Genomic DNA, 15,851 nt, shown 5'->3' with positions numbered 1-15,851 from the left:
GCTTCCTCAAAGGCGGGCGTGAGCGGCATGCGGTCCATACCAACAAGAAATCGTTTTCATGTCTCACGTTTCTCTGCTTTCCGACGGCTTTTTTCTGTCGCTTTCGCTTTGCCTCGACATCGGTCTCGTCAACGTCGCCATCATCTCGCTCACGCTCACGCACGGCTTCCGACCGGGCTTCTGGCTAGGGCTCGGCTCGTGTTTCGGCGACCTCATCTACGCCGCACTCGCGCTTGCGGGCATGGCCGCGCTGCTGCAGTTCTCGGCCGTGCGCTGGATCGTGTGGATCGGCGGCTCCGCCCTGCTGCTCATGCTCACGTGGAAGATGGCGCGCGAAGCGCTCAATCCGGCATCGGCGCCGCCCGTGGAGGGCGAAGCCGATAGCGCGGCGCCGTTGCCCAACCCGTGGCGCAGCTTCGGGCGCGGCGTGCTGCTCGCGCTCTCGTCGCCGAGTGCGATTCTCTGGTTTGCGGCGGTCGGCGGCGCGCTGATCGCCAAGTCGGGCGCGACGAGCGCTGGCGCGGCTTCGCTCTTCCTGCTGGGCTTTTTCGCGGGCGGGCTAGCCTGGACCCTGTTTATTTGCGGACTGGCCAGTCATGGCCGCAAACGCGCCGGCACCGGCCTGCTGCGCGCCTGCCATGTGCTTTCGGCGCTGCTGTTCGCGTATTTCTCGTACAGCGTGATCGTGCACGGCTATCGCGAAATGATCCTGCAGGGCGCGGGCGCGTCGTAATCCGTGTCGGGCGCAGGGTGCGCCTCGCCGTGCGCTTAAGTCCCGATCGGCGCGCATCGATCCCGCGCGCCGTGCACGCGGCGCACACGAACGCCAAAAACAAACGGCGCAACACGGCGTGAGCCGGCGTTGCGCCGTTCGTGAAACCTGCAGCCAGGCGGCGTGCGCCGCCCGTCATGCTCAATGACGGTAGTAGCCGCGGCCGTAGTAACCGTGGCCGTAGTAGCCGTGATGCCAGTACGGACGGCCGTAGTAGCCGTAACCACCGTAGCCGCCTACGACGACGGCAGGCGGCGGCGCGTACACCACCGGCGGCGGCGCATAGACCACGGGCGGGGGCGGCGGTGCGTAGACCGGCGCAGCATAGACGGGATAAGCGGGGGCCACCGGAATGCCAATGCCGATACCCACCGAGACGTGCGCCTGGGCCGCGCTGACGAAGCCCACACCCAGCGCGGCGGCAACGATGAACGATACGGTCTTTTTCACTTCTCTTCTCCTGGCGGCCGCCAGCGGCGACGCGCAATAACGGGCACTGCCCACGGATTCAATGTATCGAAAACGGCGACCGTCATTGGTAGCCATTTGTTTCGAATTGCAATCCTGTTTTGGGGCGCTTAATAGCGCGTCAAGCCCGGTGGGCGCGGCTGCCGCGAAAAATCGCCGCGCCCGCGCCCGATCACGCCGCCATTCGTTACAAAAACCAGGGCGCTGTCATTGTTACCTGCTCGAGGGCATCGCGCGGGAAGTCTCCCGGTAATGTTTGATTACAAATTGGTTGACCGGGACTACGTTCGGACTGCGGCCGACGAGGCTCTAAACGACGATGCCCGGTCCTGGGACCGGGCATCTCATCCGACCAGCCGGCGGCGCACAAACCGCCGGCCACGCGAGGCAAACTCTCCGCTATCCGACCTTCACGTAAGTGAACTCGCGCGTGACGTTCGGTGGCACGTAGGCGCCGCTGATGCGCACACGTGGCGTCAGGCGCTTCTTCTGATCCCACCAGCGGCGACGCTGAAAGGGCGTGAGAAACCGCAGATGCTTTCGGTAAGCGAAGATGCTCATGGTGAACTCCCCGAATCGGACTACCGACAGGAACAAACCCAATTGCACGGCTGCAACAACGAAACCGAAACGATGAAAAGTATTGTGCTCAGATTCCGAGACAAAAATGGCTGTGTTGCGCGATAGCCTCACGAGCGGCGTATATGCATAGCGCACTGTTCGTTGCGGCTTCCGCGTGCTGGGTTTGAGTTACTGCGCATAAGTGCGCCGCGAGCCACCAGCAGAAATCGTGCCGCGTCAGGCTACTCGCGCGACGTCGCGCCCATCACTGTCATTTGTAGACGCACCGGCGGCGCGTGATCGGTACGAAAGCGAACATTTCGGGCGCCCGCGCGGCTGCGGGGCAACACTCGCGCTGCGAGGCGCCTGACGAGCGCGGTCTGTCGGAAACACTGTAGCCGTTCGCGGAAAAGGCTGCCGTGAGTGCAGCCATTTTGCGCGGCGCGCACGCCGCAAGCCCCCGCCGCGGCCGCGCGCCATGCCCCGAGGCGGAATCGATCGCGGATACTGACTAGGCGTAAGCCGTGTTAATGTGGCGACGGCGCGCGCATCGCAACGGCAGGCAACGCGCGCCCATGGGACTCACCGACGAGCACGCACAATGATCAAGGTCAGCATCCTCTATCCCTATCGCGAGAACGGGCGTTTCGACACCGGGTACTACTGCACGCACCACATGCCGCTCGCAGCGAAGCTCTTTGGCGACGCACTCAAGGGCTGGTCGGTCGACATCGGCATCAATGCCGGGCCGCCGGGCACGCCGCCGCCGTACGTCGCGGCCGGGCACTTCCTGTTCGAGACGTTCGATGCGTTCTACGCGGTGTTTCAGCCGCATGCCGACACACTCCTCGACGACATTCCCAACTACACCGACGGCGGAAATGGCACCATTCTGATCAGCGAGGTCAAGGTGTCCGTCTGATGTGCTCCGCGTGGTTGAACGGGGCGAGCGGAACCCCGGCATGACCTTTTATCGGCCGCCACACGCCAAGCGCGCCGCCACCCACACAAGAAGGAAACAACACCGATGTTCGGCGATATCGCCCGCTTTCTGCTCAATACGGTCTTCACGCTGTTCGGCGCCGCCCTGCTGCTGCGTGCCTGGCTCCAGTACGTGCGTGTGCCACCGTACAACCCCGTGACCCACGCGATCCAGCAGGTCACCAACTGGCTGGTGCTGCCGCTGCGGCACGTGATTCCCGGCGTGCGCGGCATCGACTGGGCGAGCGTGGTCGGCGCGCTGATCGCGGCCATTGCTTACGTCCTGCTGATGGTATGGATCGCGGGCGTGGACCCATTGGGTCTTTTGCCGACACTGCTGATCGTCGCGTTGCTCACGCTCGTGAAATGGGCGCTCAACCTGCTGATCTGGCTGACGATCCTGATGGCGCTGCTCTCGTGGCTCAACCCGCGCTCGGCGGCGATGCCCGTGCTGTTCCAGCTGACGGCGCCGTTCCTCAACCCGCTGCGCCGCATCCTGCCGAACCTGGGCGGCCTCGACCTCTCGCCGATTCTGCTGTTCGTGATCGTGCAGGTGCTGCTGATGGTGGTCACGCGCGCGGCGGTTTCCCTCACGCTGTTCGGGATTTGAGGACGCATCGGCATACGGTCTGATGCATCTGGCGGCGCGCCTGGCGCGCCGCGTCGCTTGAGCGCGTCATTGCGCAACAAGGCCAAAAACGCGTAAAATAGCGCGCTCTGCGGGCGTCGTATAATGGCCATTACCTCAGCTTCCCAAGCTGATGACGTGGGTTCGATTCCCATCGCCCGCTCCACGTCGGCTTGCCGACCTCTCTTCGAGGCCTGGGCTTTCAGACGGCGCCCCTTCCAGGACACCCCTGGAGCGCCAAGCCCGCCCGACCGGCACACGCCGGGCACGACCTGAATTCCTCCGTTGCACATGCACTCTGGCGCTCCTCGGGTCCTCCCGCACGCGCCGCGAGCAGGTCCGCCGACACGTATTTCGCACGACTGCCGCATAACGACTCGCTGCGCGCCCTCTGGCGCACCAGTCCCCGATGGATCAATTTTTCATGTCCCGGCCGAGCGCGATCGCCCTGATCGTGCGCTCGCGCAAAGCCCTTCTCGACGACCCCGACGAACGCCCAGCCGCCGCAGCCGAGCGCCTGCGCGCCGCGGCCGACGACCTCACGCGCCTGCTGTTCGACGTACGTGCCGGCCGTGTGAGCGCGTTCGAATTGAACGAACCCACGCGCATGCGGGTCGTCGTTTCAGCCGATTGAGATGTCGATGGATGCGTGGACCGGCGCGCAGCGAGGCGCTACGGGCACGCCTCGCCGCCTCAGCCGCCAGAGCCGTGCGAGCGCGCTGATATAATGCGCGACGGCTTCGGAGCCGCTGGGCTTCGAGCGCGCCGTGCCCGCCTGCCGGGCCGAAGGCCGTCGCCGACGACGGCAAACGCGAAAGCGGCCCACGAGGCGTCCGGCCACTCAGGCCCGCATCGCTCCCGGCACCGCGTCGCCGCGAATAGCCCGGCCTGCCTCGCACCGAGGCGAAGGCGCAGCCCGCCCCATTATCGACAGCCGCGACATCCGCCGCTCTCACACCCACCCGCGAAGATGAATCACGATCCCAACGACGCCGCCCGTCCCGACGCCACGCAGTCCGACGCACAAGACGCCGCCTCCGACACGAACGCGCAATCCACGGCACCCGCCGGCGACGCGCTGCACCACCGCCGCATCCGCAGCTTCGTGACCCGTGCCGGCCGCGTCTCGACCGGCCAGCGCCGCGCGCTCGACGATCTGGGTCCGCGCTTCGTCGTGCCCTACGCACCCGAAGCCGCCGACTGGGACGCCGTGTTCGAACGGCACGCACCGCGCATCCTGGAGATCGGTTTCGGGATGGGCGCGAGCACGGCGGAGATCGCCGCCTTGCGCCGCGAGGACGACTTCCTCGGCGTCGAGGTCCACGAGCCTGGCGTTGGCGCGCTGCTCAAGCTGATCGGCGAGCAGAATCTGGAGAACATCCGCATCATCCAGCACGACGCCGTGGAAGTGCTCGAGCACATGATCGCGCCGGCGAGCCTCGACGGCGTGCACATCTTCTTCCCCGATCCGTGGCACAAGGCCCGCCATCACAAGCGCCGCCTGATTCAGCCGAAGTTCGTCGGGCATCTCGTCTCGCGCATGAAGCCGGGCGCGTACCTGCACTGCGCGACCGACTGGCAGAACTACGCCGAGCAGATGCTCGAAGTGCTCAGCGCGGAGCCCGCGCTCGAGAATACCGCTGCCGACTACGCGCCGCGCCCCGACTACCGCCCGGTGACGAAGTTCGAGCGACGCGGCCTGCGGCTCGGTCACGGCGTGTGGGATCTCGTGTTCCGCCGCCGCGCGGACTGAAACCGGCAAGCGCATGGAAAAACGGGCGCCGTGATGTCACGCGGCGCCCGTTGCGTAGTTAGTCGTCCCAGCCTAGCCCGCCGCCATAGCCGAACAGCAGGACCACGAGACCGAAAGCGATCCGGTACCAGGCGAAGGCGGTGAAATCGTGCGAAGCCACGAAGCGCAGCAGCCAGCGCACACACGCGAACGCGCTGACAAATGCGGCGACGAAGCCGATGCCGAAGAGCCCGAGCCAGTCCACGGAAAGCTCGTGCCAGCTCTTGTACAGCTCATAAGCGGTCGCGCCGAAGATCACGGGAATCGCAAGGAAGAACGAGAATTCGGTCGCGACGCGCCGCTCGAGGCCGAACAGCATCGCGCCGATGATGGTCGAGCCCGAACGCGACATGCCCGGAATCAGCGCGAAGCACTGCGCGCAGCCCACCTTGAAGGCGTCGAGCGGCGTGATCTCGTCGATCGAGTTCACGCGCGCGCCGCGCTGCTGGGCGACCGCCAGCCCCTTCGGGCCGCGCAGGCGGTTTTCGACCCACAGGATGACGAGGCCGCCGCCGACGAGCGCGAACGCCACCGGCACCGGCGCGAAGAGCACCGACTTGATCGTCTTCTCGAACATCAGACCGAGCACGACTGCCGGAATGGTGGCGACGATCACGTTGAGCGTGAAGCGCCGCGCATCGGGCCGCGAGGGCAACCCTACGACCACCTCGCCGATCTTGCGCCGGAACTCCCAGCACACGGCGAGAATCGCGCCAAACTGGATCACCACGTAGAAGGTCTTGACATACTCGCCATCGAAATTGAGCAGGCTGCCGGCGACGATCAGATGCCCCGTACTCGACACCGGCAGAAACTCCGTCAGCCCTTCGACGATGCCGAGAATCAAGGCCTTGCAGGTCACAATCCAGTCCATCCCTTTTATCCCTCTTCTTTGAGCGTCGGCACGGCGCACGCCGCGCCGCACGACCGACGACGGCCGCGTGCGCCGGCGTTTCGTCGGCTTACTTCTCGACGATCTGCACGCGTATGCCGTTTGTAAGGATGGTGATTGTACCGGGTTCGTAGTTGACGCCGGCGAATTGGAGCTGCTCGGGCTTGAACGTATAGACGGGGTAATTGTTGAGCAGCTGGGTGGCGACGAGCGCGGCGACCGCGCTCACCTGCGGCGCGTAGGCGGCGGCGTTGCCCGCCATGTCGACGCCATCGACCGACGGCGAGCGCAGCACCACGGCGCGGTTCGCGCTGTCGTAGGCGAGTTCGCTCGACACCGTGAACGCGCCGCTCACGGGCTGCTGCATCAACGGGCTTTCGAGGTGCGCGTCGAGCCGCACGGCCACGCGGTTGCGATCGGGCTGCAGCGTGACGACCGGGTTCGTGAGCGAGACGTCGAAGATCTGCTGCATCGAGCGGTGATAGGGAAACTTGCGCTGCACCGCGTCCTGCACCTGCTGCTGCGAAAACGTGTAGTGATCGGGAATGAACGGGAAGATCCCCGTCGCACACGCGCCGAGCGACATCGCCGTACCCGCCGCAGCGCAGGCTGTGAACAGGAAGGCGCGCCGGGAAACGCGCGTTGCGGTGTGGGCCATGCGAAATCTCCTTGTTGGGCCGGGACTGGCGCGCCGTCATTCTCGCGCATGGCGGCTGGCCGACGCAGTTTGCGCCGGGTTCAGCGCGCGGCTGGCGCTCATAGCTGGTTTTGCGGCCGGGTTTGTGGCTGGGTTTGCGCCTCGAGACGCGTGAGCCAGACGATGGCCTCCTCGCGCGACTCGCCGCACATCTCGAGCTGCGGCTGCAGCCCCGAGCAGCACGCCGGCCGCAGCGGCGAGCCGAAGATCATGCAGCGCAGGTCCTCGCCGAGTTGAACACAACGCACGTCGGCCGGCTTGCCCTGCGGCATGCCCGGAATCGGGCTCGTAATGGACGGCGCGATGCAGCACGCGCCGCAACCGGGACGGCAGGCGTGCCCTGAGGCATCGGCGGGAAAAACGGTACTCACTTCGGCTTCCTGGAACGCTGACAAATCGTGTCCGCGCGGCGGCGGACCAGACGGCATTGTGCCATCGCTCGCGTGCGACCTTTTTACACAATCGCTTCTTCCTACGCGCTCGTACACTTTGTCCATCTGGCGCTGTAGGACAAGGGACAGGCCACCTGTGCGCGGCGTTCCGCGGCGCCGGACGCTGCCCACCCGTGCGCCGCCCTTCCCAGTGAGCTTTGCATGAGCGACGCCGACCTGCTCTTTCGCCCCGACCTGCTTGCCAAATACGGCGCCAATGGCCCGCGCTACACGTCCTACCCCACCGCCCTGCGGTTCCGCGACGACTTCGATCCCGCCGACTACCGGTGCGCCGCGGCCGATCCGGGCGCGAGCGAAACCGGCCTCTCGCTGTACTTCCACATTCCGTTCTGCGACACCGTCTGTTTCTATTGCGGCTGCAACAAGGTCATCACGAAGAACCGCGGCCGCGCGAAGCCGTATCTCGCGCAGATGATCCGCGAAGTGGAACTGCAGGCCGCGCTGTTCGACACGAAGCGCCCCGTTTCGCAGCTGCATTGGGGCGGCGGCACGCCCACGTTTCTCTCGCTGGACGAGATGAGCACGCTCATGGCCGCCACGCGCGAACGCTTCGCGCTGCAGCCCGACGACGCCGGCGAATACTCGATCGAGATCGACCCGCGCGAAGCCACGGCGCAGACCATTGCGCATCTGCGTTCGCTCGGCTTCAACCGGCTGAGCCTCGGCGTTCAGGACTTCGATCCGGTCGTGCAGAAGGCGGTCAACCGCATCCAGCCGCTCGAACTGACCGTCGACGTCATGAACGCCGCGCGCGCGAACGGCTTCGAGTCGATCAGTGTCGATCTGATCTACGGCTTGCCGTACCAGAACGTCAAAACCTTCGGCCGCACGCTCGAGACGATGTTGCTGCTCGCACCCGACCGCATTTCGGTGTTCGGCTACGCGCACATGCCGCATCTGTTCAAGATGCAGCGTCAGATCGACGCAGCGACCTTGCCCACGCCCGCGGAGCGCATGGCGCTGCTGAGGCTCGTGATCGAGCAGCTCACCGAGGCGGGTTACGTCTACATCGGCATGGATCATTTCGCACTGCCCACCGACGAACTCGCGCGCGCCCAGGCCCAGCGCACGCTGCACCGCAATTTCCAGGGTTACAGCACGCGCGCCGACTGCGACCTGATCGGCTTCGGCGCCTCGGCGATCGGCAAGGTCGGCGACGTCTACGCGCAGAACGCGAAGGACCTGATCGGCTACGGCGCAGCCATCGGCGCGGGCAAGCTTGCGACCGCAAAGGGCGTGCGCCTCACCGCCGATGACCGTCTGCGCCGCGACATCATCACGGAACTCATGTGCAATCTCGAACTGCGCTACGACGAGTTCGAGGCCGCCTACGGCATTCGTTTTCCCGCAACCTTTGCGGCCGAACTCGAACGCCTGCGCGAGTTCGAACGCGACGGGCTCGTTGCGCGCAGCGCCGACCGCCTCGAGGTGCTGCCCGCCGGCCGCATGCTGGTGCGCAATATCGCGATGGTGTTCGACCGCTACCTTGGCGCGCAGCAGCCCGAACGGTTCTCGCGGACGATTTGACGGCTTGCCGGCGCCGCGCAGTTGCCTGGGCGGGCGATTTGCGTCATAATCACCGGCTACTTCGAGCGCCTGCAAGTTTGCGCTCGGGTGCGAAAAATGGGCAAAAGCACACTAGCGCACCCAAAGCAGCACCCAAAGCAGCACCCAAACACACGCCTCGGTGGTGAAATTGGTAGACGCGCCGGACTCAAAATCCGGTTCCGAAAGGAGTGCCGGTTCGATTCCGGCCCGAGGCACCAGAATGCTAAACGGTTGATTCTAAAGGCTAAAACCTGAGCTAACGCGCTCTAAGCCTCAGCCGAATTTTCCGCAGACTCCCAACTTTTCCGCGATTTTTCCGCGCTTTCTGCGGAAGGCCCGATCCTACCGGAAAAATCCGTCCGCGCGTGCAGTAACGCCGCGCCTACTCTCCTCCGAGAGTCCAGCGCGGCACGCTCGATCCAGTGCGCAGCAGCCTGTCCGACACTTCAAGCCGACCTTCCACTATCACTCGCGTATTCGGCACGAGCGTTTGCGCGGTCCGTTCGCCTTTACAATCTGCGGCATCAGACAACTAAGGTCAGGCGGCATATGGACGTCATTCAACGGATTTGGAAAGATTCGGTCTTGTCGAACGCAATCGGCAGCGTGATTGGCGGCCTGATCCTTCTCGCAATTAGCGCTATTTGGGCGGCACTGTCCGGGCTGAGTTGGAGTCACCCCGTCAGCATTCCGCTTTGGCTGGTCGTTGTCTGGGGCGTTCTGTCGGCTGTCGCCGCGCTGTTCATCGTTCGATCCGCGACAACCAAACGACCAAGTAGTACTCCGAGTAGCCGCCCGACTAGCGCCGCACCATTAGCGCCGGTCAGCCGAGTCGAGCCTAAGAGGCCAGTTCAAAAAGCCGACTGCGCTCGTTTGAATATATTCCAGCACACGAGCGAGCAAGCGAATTTGAGGAATGCTTCGTGAATGTCGCTACGGCGATCGAAGCGAATGCGAAGCCGACGGAAATTGTGGAGCCACGAGTGAGTTCGTTCTACCACCCAGCGGAATTTCCCCAGACCACTGCCATGTTCAGTTCGACGCCGCGCGATTACTGGCCTGATGCCACGATCTCGCAAGCGCTGGCGATGTGCGTCGGAGTCGTAGCCGCGATCGCCGTAGATGACTTTTGGCTTCCGCAGTGGTCGGCCACGCGTGCCGCGGATCGGCGGGATGGCATCGACCAACGGCAGCAACTGGGTGACGTCGTTACGGTTTGCGCCGGTCAGAATCACGCTGACCGGTACCCCGTTGGCATCTACAAGGACGTGGTGCTTCGAACCAGGGCGCGCGCGATCCGTGGGGTTCGGCCCAGTTTTTCGCCCGCCCCAACGGCTCGTACCGACGATGAATCGACGGCAGCATATGAGAGGTCCAGTTGTCCGGATTCGCGCAACCTGTCGAGCAGCAATGCATGCAGCCTGTTCCAGACGCCTGCCTTCTGCCATGCGTCGAGACGACGCCAGCAGGTCGCCCCGGACCCAAACCCCAGTTCGGACGGCAAGTGGTTCCACCGTATCCCGGTGCGTAACACAAACAGGACGCCATTGAGCGCCGCCCGCTCTGACACACGGGGTCGTCCGCGGCGCTCGTTGTTTCGGCGTCTGGGTTTCGGCAGTAGCGGTTCGATCAGTGCCCACAATTCGTCGTCAATGATCGGCGCTTGCATCCCCTCGGTCTCCGTTCTCTGGACGACTGAGGTTAACATCGCGCCGCGAAAGTTAACAGACCATCAAGGTTTTTTTTGAACTGGCCTCTAAGGTCGAAAAGAAAATTGTGATCGAGCGCTTGAGCGAGCACTTCAAGCTTCGCTACGACTTTGTGGCGCGAATCGGAGAAGTGCCAAGGACAGGACAAGCTGTGTGGCAGGAAAAGTACCTGGAGGCGTATCGCCTACTTGGCCCAGTACTGATGGCGGGAGCAGCAGAGTCAACTGTGAAGGACTATCTTGACCAAGCAATTAAAGACGGGTCCGCAGGGCGACTAAGCGTAGTCCATGTCGTTATGGCAGATTTTCACTCGATGAAAATAAGGCTAGTGGACATAGGCGTAATTACACTCACGCCGAAAGGAGGCCAGCCGTGGTGGGAACTTACAAGCGAAGCCAGTAGACTCCTGCCGCAACTACACTGAAGGCCGCGCCTACTCGCCTCCGAGAGTCCAGCGCGGCCCGTTAGAAGTCGTGCGCAGACACCCTACGCGCCACCCTTCGCTTTCGCCTTGGCCTCCAGTTGCGCGGCTTCCGCTTCAATCGCGGCCTTCACTTTCGACTTAAGAAGTTCACGGTGCATGCGGAAAGCATCTTCCACCGTGTATACCTCCTGTAGTTCGATCATGCTCGCCTTCCCTTCCGAGTACAGCCACGAAAGGACCGGATGCATGCCGCCCGGATCGTCCTTTTCCTCAGCTTTCGACCGGAAGCGATACGGCACGTTGACCTTTGCGACCTTGAACCCGAACACCCACTCACGTGACTTCCGCTGGACGTATCGAATACGGAGCATGTCCACCACGTAATCGCTCAGGGGGAACACTCCGCTAAAGCCCTTCCAACCGTCTGTACCGAGCGCTACTAGGGAGTGAGGTAACGCTACGATTTTCGACGCCACTACCAACGTAGTTGCTCAGAAATGAGCTAACGGAATCAAGTTCGTGGCTGAGAATAGCGATTCAAATTGGCTGACCACCTCCCTACGGTGCGCAGCCTATCCCGTCAGTGCAGGAAAGCGCTGACGCAGCGGATTAGCGTCATATCAGAGCATAACGATCGATTCATTCATCAGATATTTTCGGGGAAACCCGGAGCAGATGTCGTGTATCGTGGCGCAACCTGCACAGGAGACGGCGGCTGGGCAGGCGCGGAACTGATGCCGAAATTGTTTTGGCTCTTTGAGCAAGGCCTAACGACAATCGACCGATCTAAAGGCGGTCTCGGCATTGGTCTCGCACTCGTGAAGAACATGGTCGAATTGCACGGCGGCATCGTTGGCGCGGAGAGCGATGGCCCGTGCAATCTTCACGGTCACGCCGCCCCTGGCGACCCGCGCGCAGCTTGCCAGCGGACGAGCAACAGCGCGGCCCCGCTCCAGTTGCTGCCGTTATCCAGCGAGGGTTGCACGTGCTGGACGTGCCCATCCGAGCCTGGCACCAGACCGTCGCACCTGGCTCAATCAGTCCCGTACCTGGGCGAACGCGGACCGTACAGCAAACCTGCCGGAGGGCCGGCGCGAAGCAGCCGGTCACCGGCGAGCCCCGCCACATCGTGGGCTTCATCGGTCAGCTCATGCGCGACCTGCTTGACGGCGGCCTGCACCAGCGCGCCGATCACCCCGCCGACATTGACGTTCATGCCGAGCTCCTTGCCCGTGGCGCGTCCCGTACCCGCCCAGAGCACGTCACCCGTCTTCAGGTCGACAAGCGTGGCCGACGCCGCAACAATCGTCGTGCTGTCGATCACCTGATACACCGAGCCATACTGCGTGACCTTCGGATACAGCGCTGCGTCGGCGCCAAAGATCGCGCGCAGCTTCGACGGCGACACCGACTGGATGTCTGCCGGCGTCGTCAGCCCGTTCTGCCGGAACGTCTCGTCCATCACCGCAACAGGCACGACGTAGTAACCGGCTTCGGCCAGCGGCATCGTGAGTTGCGAAAGCACACCGTAGGTCGCCTGCACGTCCGTCGTCTCGTTCACGGGCGGCAGCACGAGAACCGAACGTGGCCGGCTGTTCTTGAACGCCGTGTAGTCGACATGCTGTGGCGTGCCCGCGCACGCTGCCAGCAGCGCAACCAGGGACAGGGCGATTGCAGGTTTCAGGAAAGCGCGTTTGAACATGACCGGGTCCTCACAGTGCGTTGGTCTTTTTCTTCATCAGGAAATCCATATACGCCGATGACTCCGGAAACAGTTCCTTTTCGGCTTCGAATGCCTGCATGGCCTGCCCGCTCCTGCCGACACCCGCGTAGAGCATGCCGAGCTGCGCATGAAAGCCGGGCGGCGGCATGTTGCCCTTCGCCCGGATCTGCTGCAGGGCCTTTTCCAGGGCATCGATCTGCGCCTCGGGTCCCGTCTCGCCCTTGAAGTATTCGTACACCTGGGGCTGGTAGGCATCCCATTGATAGAGGGAAGGACTGCGCTGTGCGGCGCACCCGGCCAGCAGCAGGCCGGCGACGATGACCGGCAACAGGGTGCGGGTGCCAAGGATGGTGGTTCGCTTCATGGTCTGCCCCATCCTATTTCGCCGGTGCCAGGGCACCCGTATCGACCTGGGCCGCGAGGTGATTGACCGCCTCCTGGATGGCCAGCGTCAGCACCTTGCCGTTCAGCGTCGAGTCGTAGCCCGCCGTCCCGCCGAATCCGATGACCTCCCGGTTCGACAGGCTGTATTCAGCGGCGCCCTGGCTCGACAGCAGCACCTCGGATGTCGAGGTATTGATCACGTTCAGGCTGACCTTCGCATAGGCCACCTGGTCTTTCCCACGCCCGAGGATGCCGAACAGCTGCCGGTCGCCCACCTCCTTGCGACCGAATTCGGTCACGTCCCCCGTCACGACATAGTTCGCGCCCTTGAGCACCTGTGCCTTCTTCATCAGCGCGGCCTCCTGGCGGATTTCATCCAGGTTGTCCCGCTCGAGCACATTGAAGCGCCCGCTTTCCTGCAGCGAGGTGACCAGGATGGTTTTTGCCTGTCCTCCCAGCCGGTCAATGCCATCCGTGAAGATGCCCCGCATGTAGCTCGAGCGATTGTCGAACTTGCCCACAGCAATCTCGACACGCTTGCCGGCGTAGGGTGTCTGGGCGCTACTGACCGGGGGAACCGGCAGCGTACGCGAGGCTTCGGTGGCGCACCCGCCCAGCGCCAGCGCAATGGAAGTGAGTGCCACGAGGGTGGACGTCTTTGATTGCTTCAAGGTTTCGCTCCTCAGAAGGAATGAACGGTGGTGCCCGATCGGGCGCGACCACCGCAAGCGTGATTGACCATCAGGAAAATCCTCAGAACTGTGCCGTTACCTGAAAGCCGAGCGTCACGCTGGGCGCAGGAAAACCCGACGGCGCATAGACGGGCGTCCCGGCGAACACGTCGTAGCTGTACGCGCCGAAGCGCGACGCGACGGCCCCCTTCAGGCCGATGACCGCGCCAGCGAGTTGCGTGCCAGCAAGGTACGCGGTCGACGGCCCCCACAGGCGCCCGTAGTCGAGCCCCGCATAGAGCGCCTGTCCTGTCTGTCCAAGCGCGTACTGGAGTTCGTTACGCCAGTAGAAGCCCTTTTCCGCCGCGAGCATCGTCTGACCGCTGAAGCCGCGCACCGTGTAGCGGCTGCCGATGCTCAGGTCGTCGATGTAGTTCAATTCGTCATTCGTAAACTGCCCGTGCACGGTGCCGACATAGCGAAATGCCTGACCGGCCACCGCAAACGGCACCGAGAGGTTGGCATCGAGCGTCACCATGTGGAAATAGTACGTGGGGCCGCTTGCCGGATCCGGCATGGCCCCCAGCCAGCCGATCCCCTGCCGGTAGGCGAGCATGCCGTCGAACTGCGCCGCACCGAAGTAATGCCGGTTAGTCAGCCCCGCCTCGATGAACGTGTTGTTGCGGTACTGCTGCGGTATTTCGGTGTCCTCGATGAAGCTCGCGCCGAAGCGCCTGATGAGCTGGAACTCGACGCCCGATACATCGCTCTGGCTGCGGTGGAGAACCCGTTCAATTTTCAGGCCCGCCGTCTGCGCGTTGCCGCTCGCCACGAAGGTCTGGTTCACGCCAGCGATCTGCTGGTAGTACGTGTTCGTGTAGCCGTAGAGCGTACCCGTCCAGTAGCCCCAGGGAACCGAATACGAGGCGTTCCAGCCGTGCGTGCCGAGGGAGTGGTTGCCGAACTGGAGATCCTGGTTGTAGCCCCCCGAGAGCACGTCGTTCAGGCCGAGCAGGTTGTAGAGCGCCAGCGACACATTGCCGAGATAGCCGCCGGTCTCGCGCGTACCGGAGTTATCCGCCGAGACCACGAGCGACCACGGCTTCGTGCGCGTTGTGGTGATGACCACATCGCTTTCGCCCGGCGTGGTGCCGGGCACAATCTGCATGGCCGCATCCTGGTTCGGCACGCGCTTCATCTGCTCCAGCCCCTGCTCGAGGTCGCGCAACTGGAGCAGGTCGCCATCGCGCGCAGGAAACGCGGTTTTCCAGGTCCCGCGCGTGGCCTCGTCGGCGAACGTCAGATGCCGGATCACGCCCGGCACGAGGGCGAACGTCATCGACCCGTTCGACAGGTCCTGCGTCGGCAGCAGCACGCGCGTCGTGATGTAGCCGTGGCTCAGGATCACGCCTTGAAGTCCCTTCGTCAGCATGTCGAGGCCCTGTTTGCCGACGCATTGGCCTTCGTAATGCCGCAGCCAGTCATTCAGGAACGCAAACCGGTCCATCGGCAGGGCAGACGCACCTTTCGCGCGAACGGCGTCAGGCAGCGTATCGGGCACCTCGACCGTGAACGTGTCGATACGAAAGCACGGCGTCTCGACGGGCAGCACCGGCCATTCCCCCGCTGCGGGTGCAGCCGAGCGCACCACCGGCGCAGCGACGGTCGCCTCGCGCTGCTGCGCGTCGCGTCGCTGCTCGACCTGTTGCTGCTGTTCGGCATTCGTGCGGGCCGCCGCCGCTACGTTGGGCGGGATTTGCGCGTGGACGGCGAGAGGCACGAGAATAGCGAGTGGCACGGGCAAAAACTTTTTCTTGTTTTTCATCTTCACTTATATTACTTTCGTTGTCGTCCCTTTCGTAGCTTGTGCGAGCCTTCTTGTTTTTCATCGTCGTCCTTAGACTCAGAACAGAACCGATCTTGACAGCAGCCCGACATTAAATCTGCGCCAACAAGACAACCTAAAGGCAAGTAGATTCTTTTCATTTAAGGCACACCACAAGCTGGCATGCTTTTCATCCAGTCGCTCGTACACTGCCCCGTCCATCGATAGCCCTTCCCGATCAGACAGCGCTGAAATATTCTACTTTTCGTTGAGAATTCTTCGAGTGTTTCACGCTCAAAGAATGGGCTAAAAAGCCCATTCTTT

Annotated in this window: 17 protein-coding genes, 2 tRNA genes and 1 pseudogene; 9 read left to right on the top strand and 11 right to left on the bottom strand. The window is 63.5% G+C overall.

From position 1 onward, the window contains the following. The first annotated feature begins 58 nt into the window (after window positions 1–58). Window positions 59–733: a LysE family translocator gene (locus tag AB4Y42_RS10530; protein ID WP_368694121.1), complete on the top strand. Its 675-nt coding sequence runs from the start codon at window positions 59–61 to the stop codon at window positions 731–733. A gap of 180 nt (window positions 734–913) precedes the next feature. Here AB4Y42_RS10530 and AB4Y42_RS10525 read toward each other — a convergent pair whose 3' ends face one another. Next, window positions 914–1,222 (bottom strand): hypothetical protein, encoded by a 309-nt coding sequence (locus AB4Y42_RS10525; protein ID WP_069262732.1) that lies wholly within the window; start codon window positions 1,220–1,222, stop codon window positions 914–916. Window positions 1,223–1,639: 417 nt separating this feature from the next. After that, complete coding sequence (locus tag AB4Y42_RS10520) at window positions 1,640–1,801, bottom strand: hypothetical protein (protein WP_165822777.1); 162 nt, start codon at window positions 1,799–1,801, stop codon at window positions 1,640–1,642. A 601-nt stretch (window positions 1,802–2,402) separates the two neighbouring features. Between AB4Y42_RS10520 and AB4Y42_RS10515 the strand changes: the two genes are divergently transcribed. The 5 genes from AB4Y42_RS10515 (at window position 2,403) to trmB (ending at window position 5,163) form a co-directional block, all read left to right on the top strand. Continuing rightward, window positions 2,403–2,723: an EthD family reductase gene (locus AB4Y42_RS10515; RefSeq protein WP_368694120.1), complete on the top strand. Its 321-nt coding sequence runs from the start codon at window positions 2,403–2,405 to the stop codon at window positions 2,721–2,723. Between the two features lie 105 nt (window positions 2,724–2,828). After that, on the top strand, window positions 2,829–3,392 hold the full coding sequence (locus AB4Y42_RS10510; protein WP_321930056.1) for a YggT family protein: 564 nt from the start codon (window positions 2,829–2,831) through the stop codon (window positions 3,390–3,392). Window positions 3,393–3,501: 109 nt separating this feature from the next. After that, window positions 3,502–3,576 (top strand) — tRNA-Gly (locus tag AB4Y42_RS10505). A gap of 258 nt (window positions 3,577–3,834) precedes the next feature. After that, complete coding sequence (locus tag AB4Y42_RS10500) at window positions 3,835–4,044, top strand: hypothetical protein (RefSeq protein ID WP_368694119.1); 210 nt, start codon at window positions 3,835–3,837, stop codon at window positions 4,042–4,044. 336 nt (window positions 4,045–4,380) lie between these two features. Further along, entirely contained in the window at window positions 4,381–5,163 is a 783-nt protein-coding gene (gene trmB / locus AB4Y42_RS10495; RefSeq protein ID WP_368694118.1) for a tRNA (guanosine(46)-N7)-methyltransferase TrmB, read from the top strand. 58 nt (window positions 5,164–5,221) lie between these two features. Here trmB and AB4Y42_RS10490 read toward each other — a convergent pair whose 3' ends face one another. The 3 genes from AB4Y42_RS10490 to AB4Y42_RS10480 form a co-directional block, all read right to left on the bottom strand. Further along, on the bottom strand, window positions 5,222–6,076 hold the full coding sequence (locus AB4Y42_RS10490; RefSeq protein WP_368694117.1) for an undecaprenyl-diphosphate phosphatase: 855 nt from the start codon (window positions 6,074–6,076) through the stop codon (window positions 5,222–5,224). An 88-nt stretch (window positions 6,077–6,164) separates the two neighbouring features. Continuing rightward, entirely contained in the window at window positions 6,165–6,752 is a 588-nt protein-coding gene (locus AB4Y42_RS10485) for a DUF1439 domain-containing protein (RefSeq protein ID WP_368687703.1), read from the bottom strand. Window positions 6,753–6,850: 98 nt separating this feature from the next. Beyond that, on the bottom strand, window positions 6,851–7,162 hold the full coding sequence (locus tag AB4Y42_RS10480) for a YkgJ family cysteine cluster protein (RefSeq protein WP_368694116.1): 312 nt from the start codon (window positions 7,160–7,162) through the stop codon (window positions 6,851–6,853). Between the two features lie 222 nt (window positions 7,163–7,384). On the opposite strand from AB4Y42_RS10480, the gene hemN reads away from it, so the two are divergent. Further along, window positions 7,385–8,770 carry an oxygen-independent coproporphyrinogen III oxidase gene (gene hemN / locus AB4Y42_RS10475; protein ID WP_368687701.1) on the top strand — a complete coding sequence of 462 codons (1,386 nt, stop codon included), beginning with the start codon at window positions 7,385–7,387 and terminating at the stop codon, window positions 8,768–8,770. A 154-nt stretch (window positions 8,771–8,924) separates the two neighbouring features. Next, a tRNA-Leu gene (locus AB4Y42_RS10470) sits at window positions 8,925–9,009 on the top strand. Between the two features lie 633 nt (window positions 9,010–9,642). On the opposite strand, the gene AB4Y42_RS10465 is transcribed toward AB4Y42_RS10470, so the two are convergent. Next, window positions 9,643–10,460, bottom strand: a protein-coding gene (locus AB4Y42_RS10465) for an IS5 family transposase (RefSeq protein ID WP_342920137.1) whose coding sequence is annotated in 2 segments (ribosomal slippage) — window positions 9,643–10,112 and window positions 10,112–10,460 — 819 coding nt in all. Because the reading frame shifts where the segments join, the coding sequence is not laid out codon by codon here. Window positions 10,461–10,986: 526 nt separating this feature from the next. Next, a complete protein-coding gene (locus tag AB4Y42_RS10460; RefSeq protein ID WP_368694115.1) occupies window positions 10,987–11,304 on the bottom strand; it encodes a hypothetical protein in 318 nt (105 codons plus the stop codon). A gap of 345 nt (window positions 11,305–11,649) precedes the next feature. Between AB4Y42_RS10460 and AB4Y42_RS10455 the strand changes: the two are divergent. Further along, window positions 11,650–11,796 (top strand): annotated as a pseudogene (locus AB4Y42_RS10455) (hybrid sensor histidine kinase/response regulator); the annotation flags it as partial. Window positions 11,797–11,957: 161 nt separating this feature from the next. Here AB4Y42_RS10455 and AB4Y42_RS10450 read toward each other — a convergent pair. From AB4Y42_RS10450 to AB4Y42_RS10435, 4 genes are all read right to left on the bottom strand, one after another. Beyond that, window positions 11,958–12,626, bottom strand: coding sequence for a DUF799 domain-containing protein (locus AB4Y42_RS10450; RefSeq protein WP_368687698.1), 669 nt, complete (start codon window positions 12,624–12,626; stop codon window positions 11,958–11,960). Between the two features lie 10 nt (window positions 12,627–12,636). Then, entirely contained in the window at window positions 12,637–13,011 is a 375-nt protein-coding gene (locus AB4Y42_RS10445; protein ID WP_368687697.1) for a DUF4810 domain-containing protein, read from the bottom strand. Between the two features lie 13 nt (window positions 13,012–13,024). Next, window positions 13,025–13,702 (bottom strand): CsgG/HfaB family protein, encoded by a 678-nt coding sequence (locus tag AB4Y42_RS10440; protein ID WP_368687696.1) that lies wholly within the window; start codon window positions 13,700–13,702, stop codon window positions 13,025–13,027. A gap of 82 nt (window positions 13,703–13,784) precedes the next feature. Further along, the gene (locus AB4Y42_RS10435; protein WP_368687695.1) at window positions 13,785–15,527 is read right to left on the bottom strand and encodes a ShlB/FhaC/HecB family hemolysin secretion/activation protein; all 1,743 of its coding nucleotides are present in this window, start codon (window positions 15,525–15,527) and stop codon (window positions 13,785–13,787) included. Between the last annotated feature and the right edge of the window lie 324 nt (window positions 15,528–15,851).

Origin of the sequence: Paraburkholderia sp. EG286B (assembly GCF_040965655.1) — a bacterium.
Lineage (GTDB): Bacteria > Pseudomonadota > Gammaproteobacteria > Burkholderiales > Burkholderiaceae > Paraburkholderia.
The sequence above is the reverse complement of the archived record's forward strand: the minus strand, read 5'-3'. Positions and strand labels throughout refer to the sequence as shown.

Coding starts and splice junctions, on each gene's coding strand:
- AB4Y42_RS10450 (WP_368687698.1), bottom strand. CDS start 12,626: ATGTTCAAACGCGCTTTCCTGAAACCTGCAATCGCCCTGTCCCTGGTT.
- AB4Y42_RS10445 (WP_368687697.1), bottom strand. CDS start 13,011: ATGAAGCGAACCACCATCCTTGGCACCCGCACCCTGTTGCCGGTCATC.
- AB4Y42_RS10485 (WP_368687703.1), bottom strand. CDS start 6,752: ATGGCCCACACCGCAACGCGCGTTTCCCGGCGCGCCTTCCTGTTCACA.
- AB4Y42_RS10500 (WP_368694119.1), top strand. CDS start 3,835: ATGTCCCGGCCGAGCGCGATCGCCCTGATCGTGCGCTCGCGCAAAGCC.
- AB4Y42_RS10510 (WP_321930056.1), top strand. CDS start 2,829: ATGTTCGGCGATATCGCCCGCTTTCTGCTCAATACGGTCTTCACGCTG.
- AB4Y42_RS10435 (WP_368687695.1), bottom strand. CDS start 15,527: ATGAAAAACAAGAAAAAGTTTTTGCCCGTGCCACTCGCTATTCTCGTG.
- AB4Y42_RS10515 (WP_368694120.1), top strand. CDS start 2,403: ATGATCAAGGTCAGCATCCTCTATCCCTATCGCGAGAACGGGCGTTTC.
- AB4Y42_RS10520 (WP_165822777.1), bottom strand. CDS start 1,801: ATGAGCATCTTCGCTTACCGAAAGCATCTGCGGTTTCTCACGCCCTTT.
- hemN (WP_368687701.1), top strand. CDS start 7,385: ATGAGCGACGCCGACCTGCTCTTTCGCCCCGACCTGCTTGCCAAATAC.
- AB4Y42_RS10530 (WP_368694121.1), top strand. CDS start 59: ATGTCTCACGTTTCTCTGCTTTCCGACGGCTTTTTTCTGTCGCTTTCG.
- AB4Y42_RS10490 (WP_368694117.1), bottom strand. CDS start 6,076: ATGGACTGGATTGTGACCTGCAAGGCCTTGATTCTCGGCATCGTCGAA.
- trmB (WP_368694118.1), top strand. CDS start 4,381: ATGAATCACGATCCCAACGACGCCGCCCGTCCCGACGCCACGCAGTCC.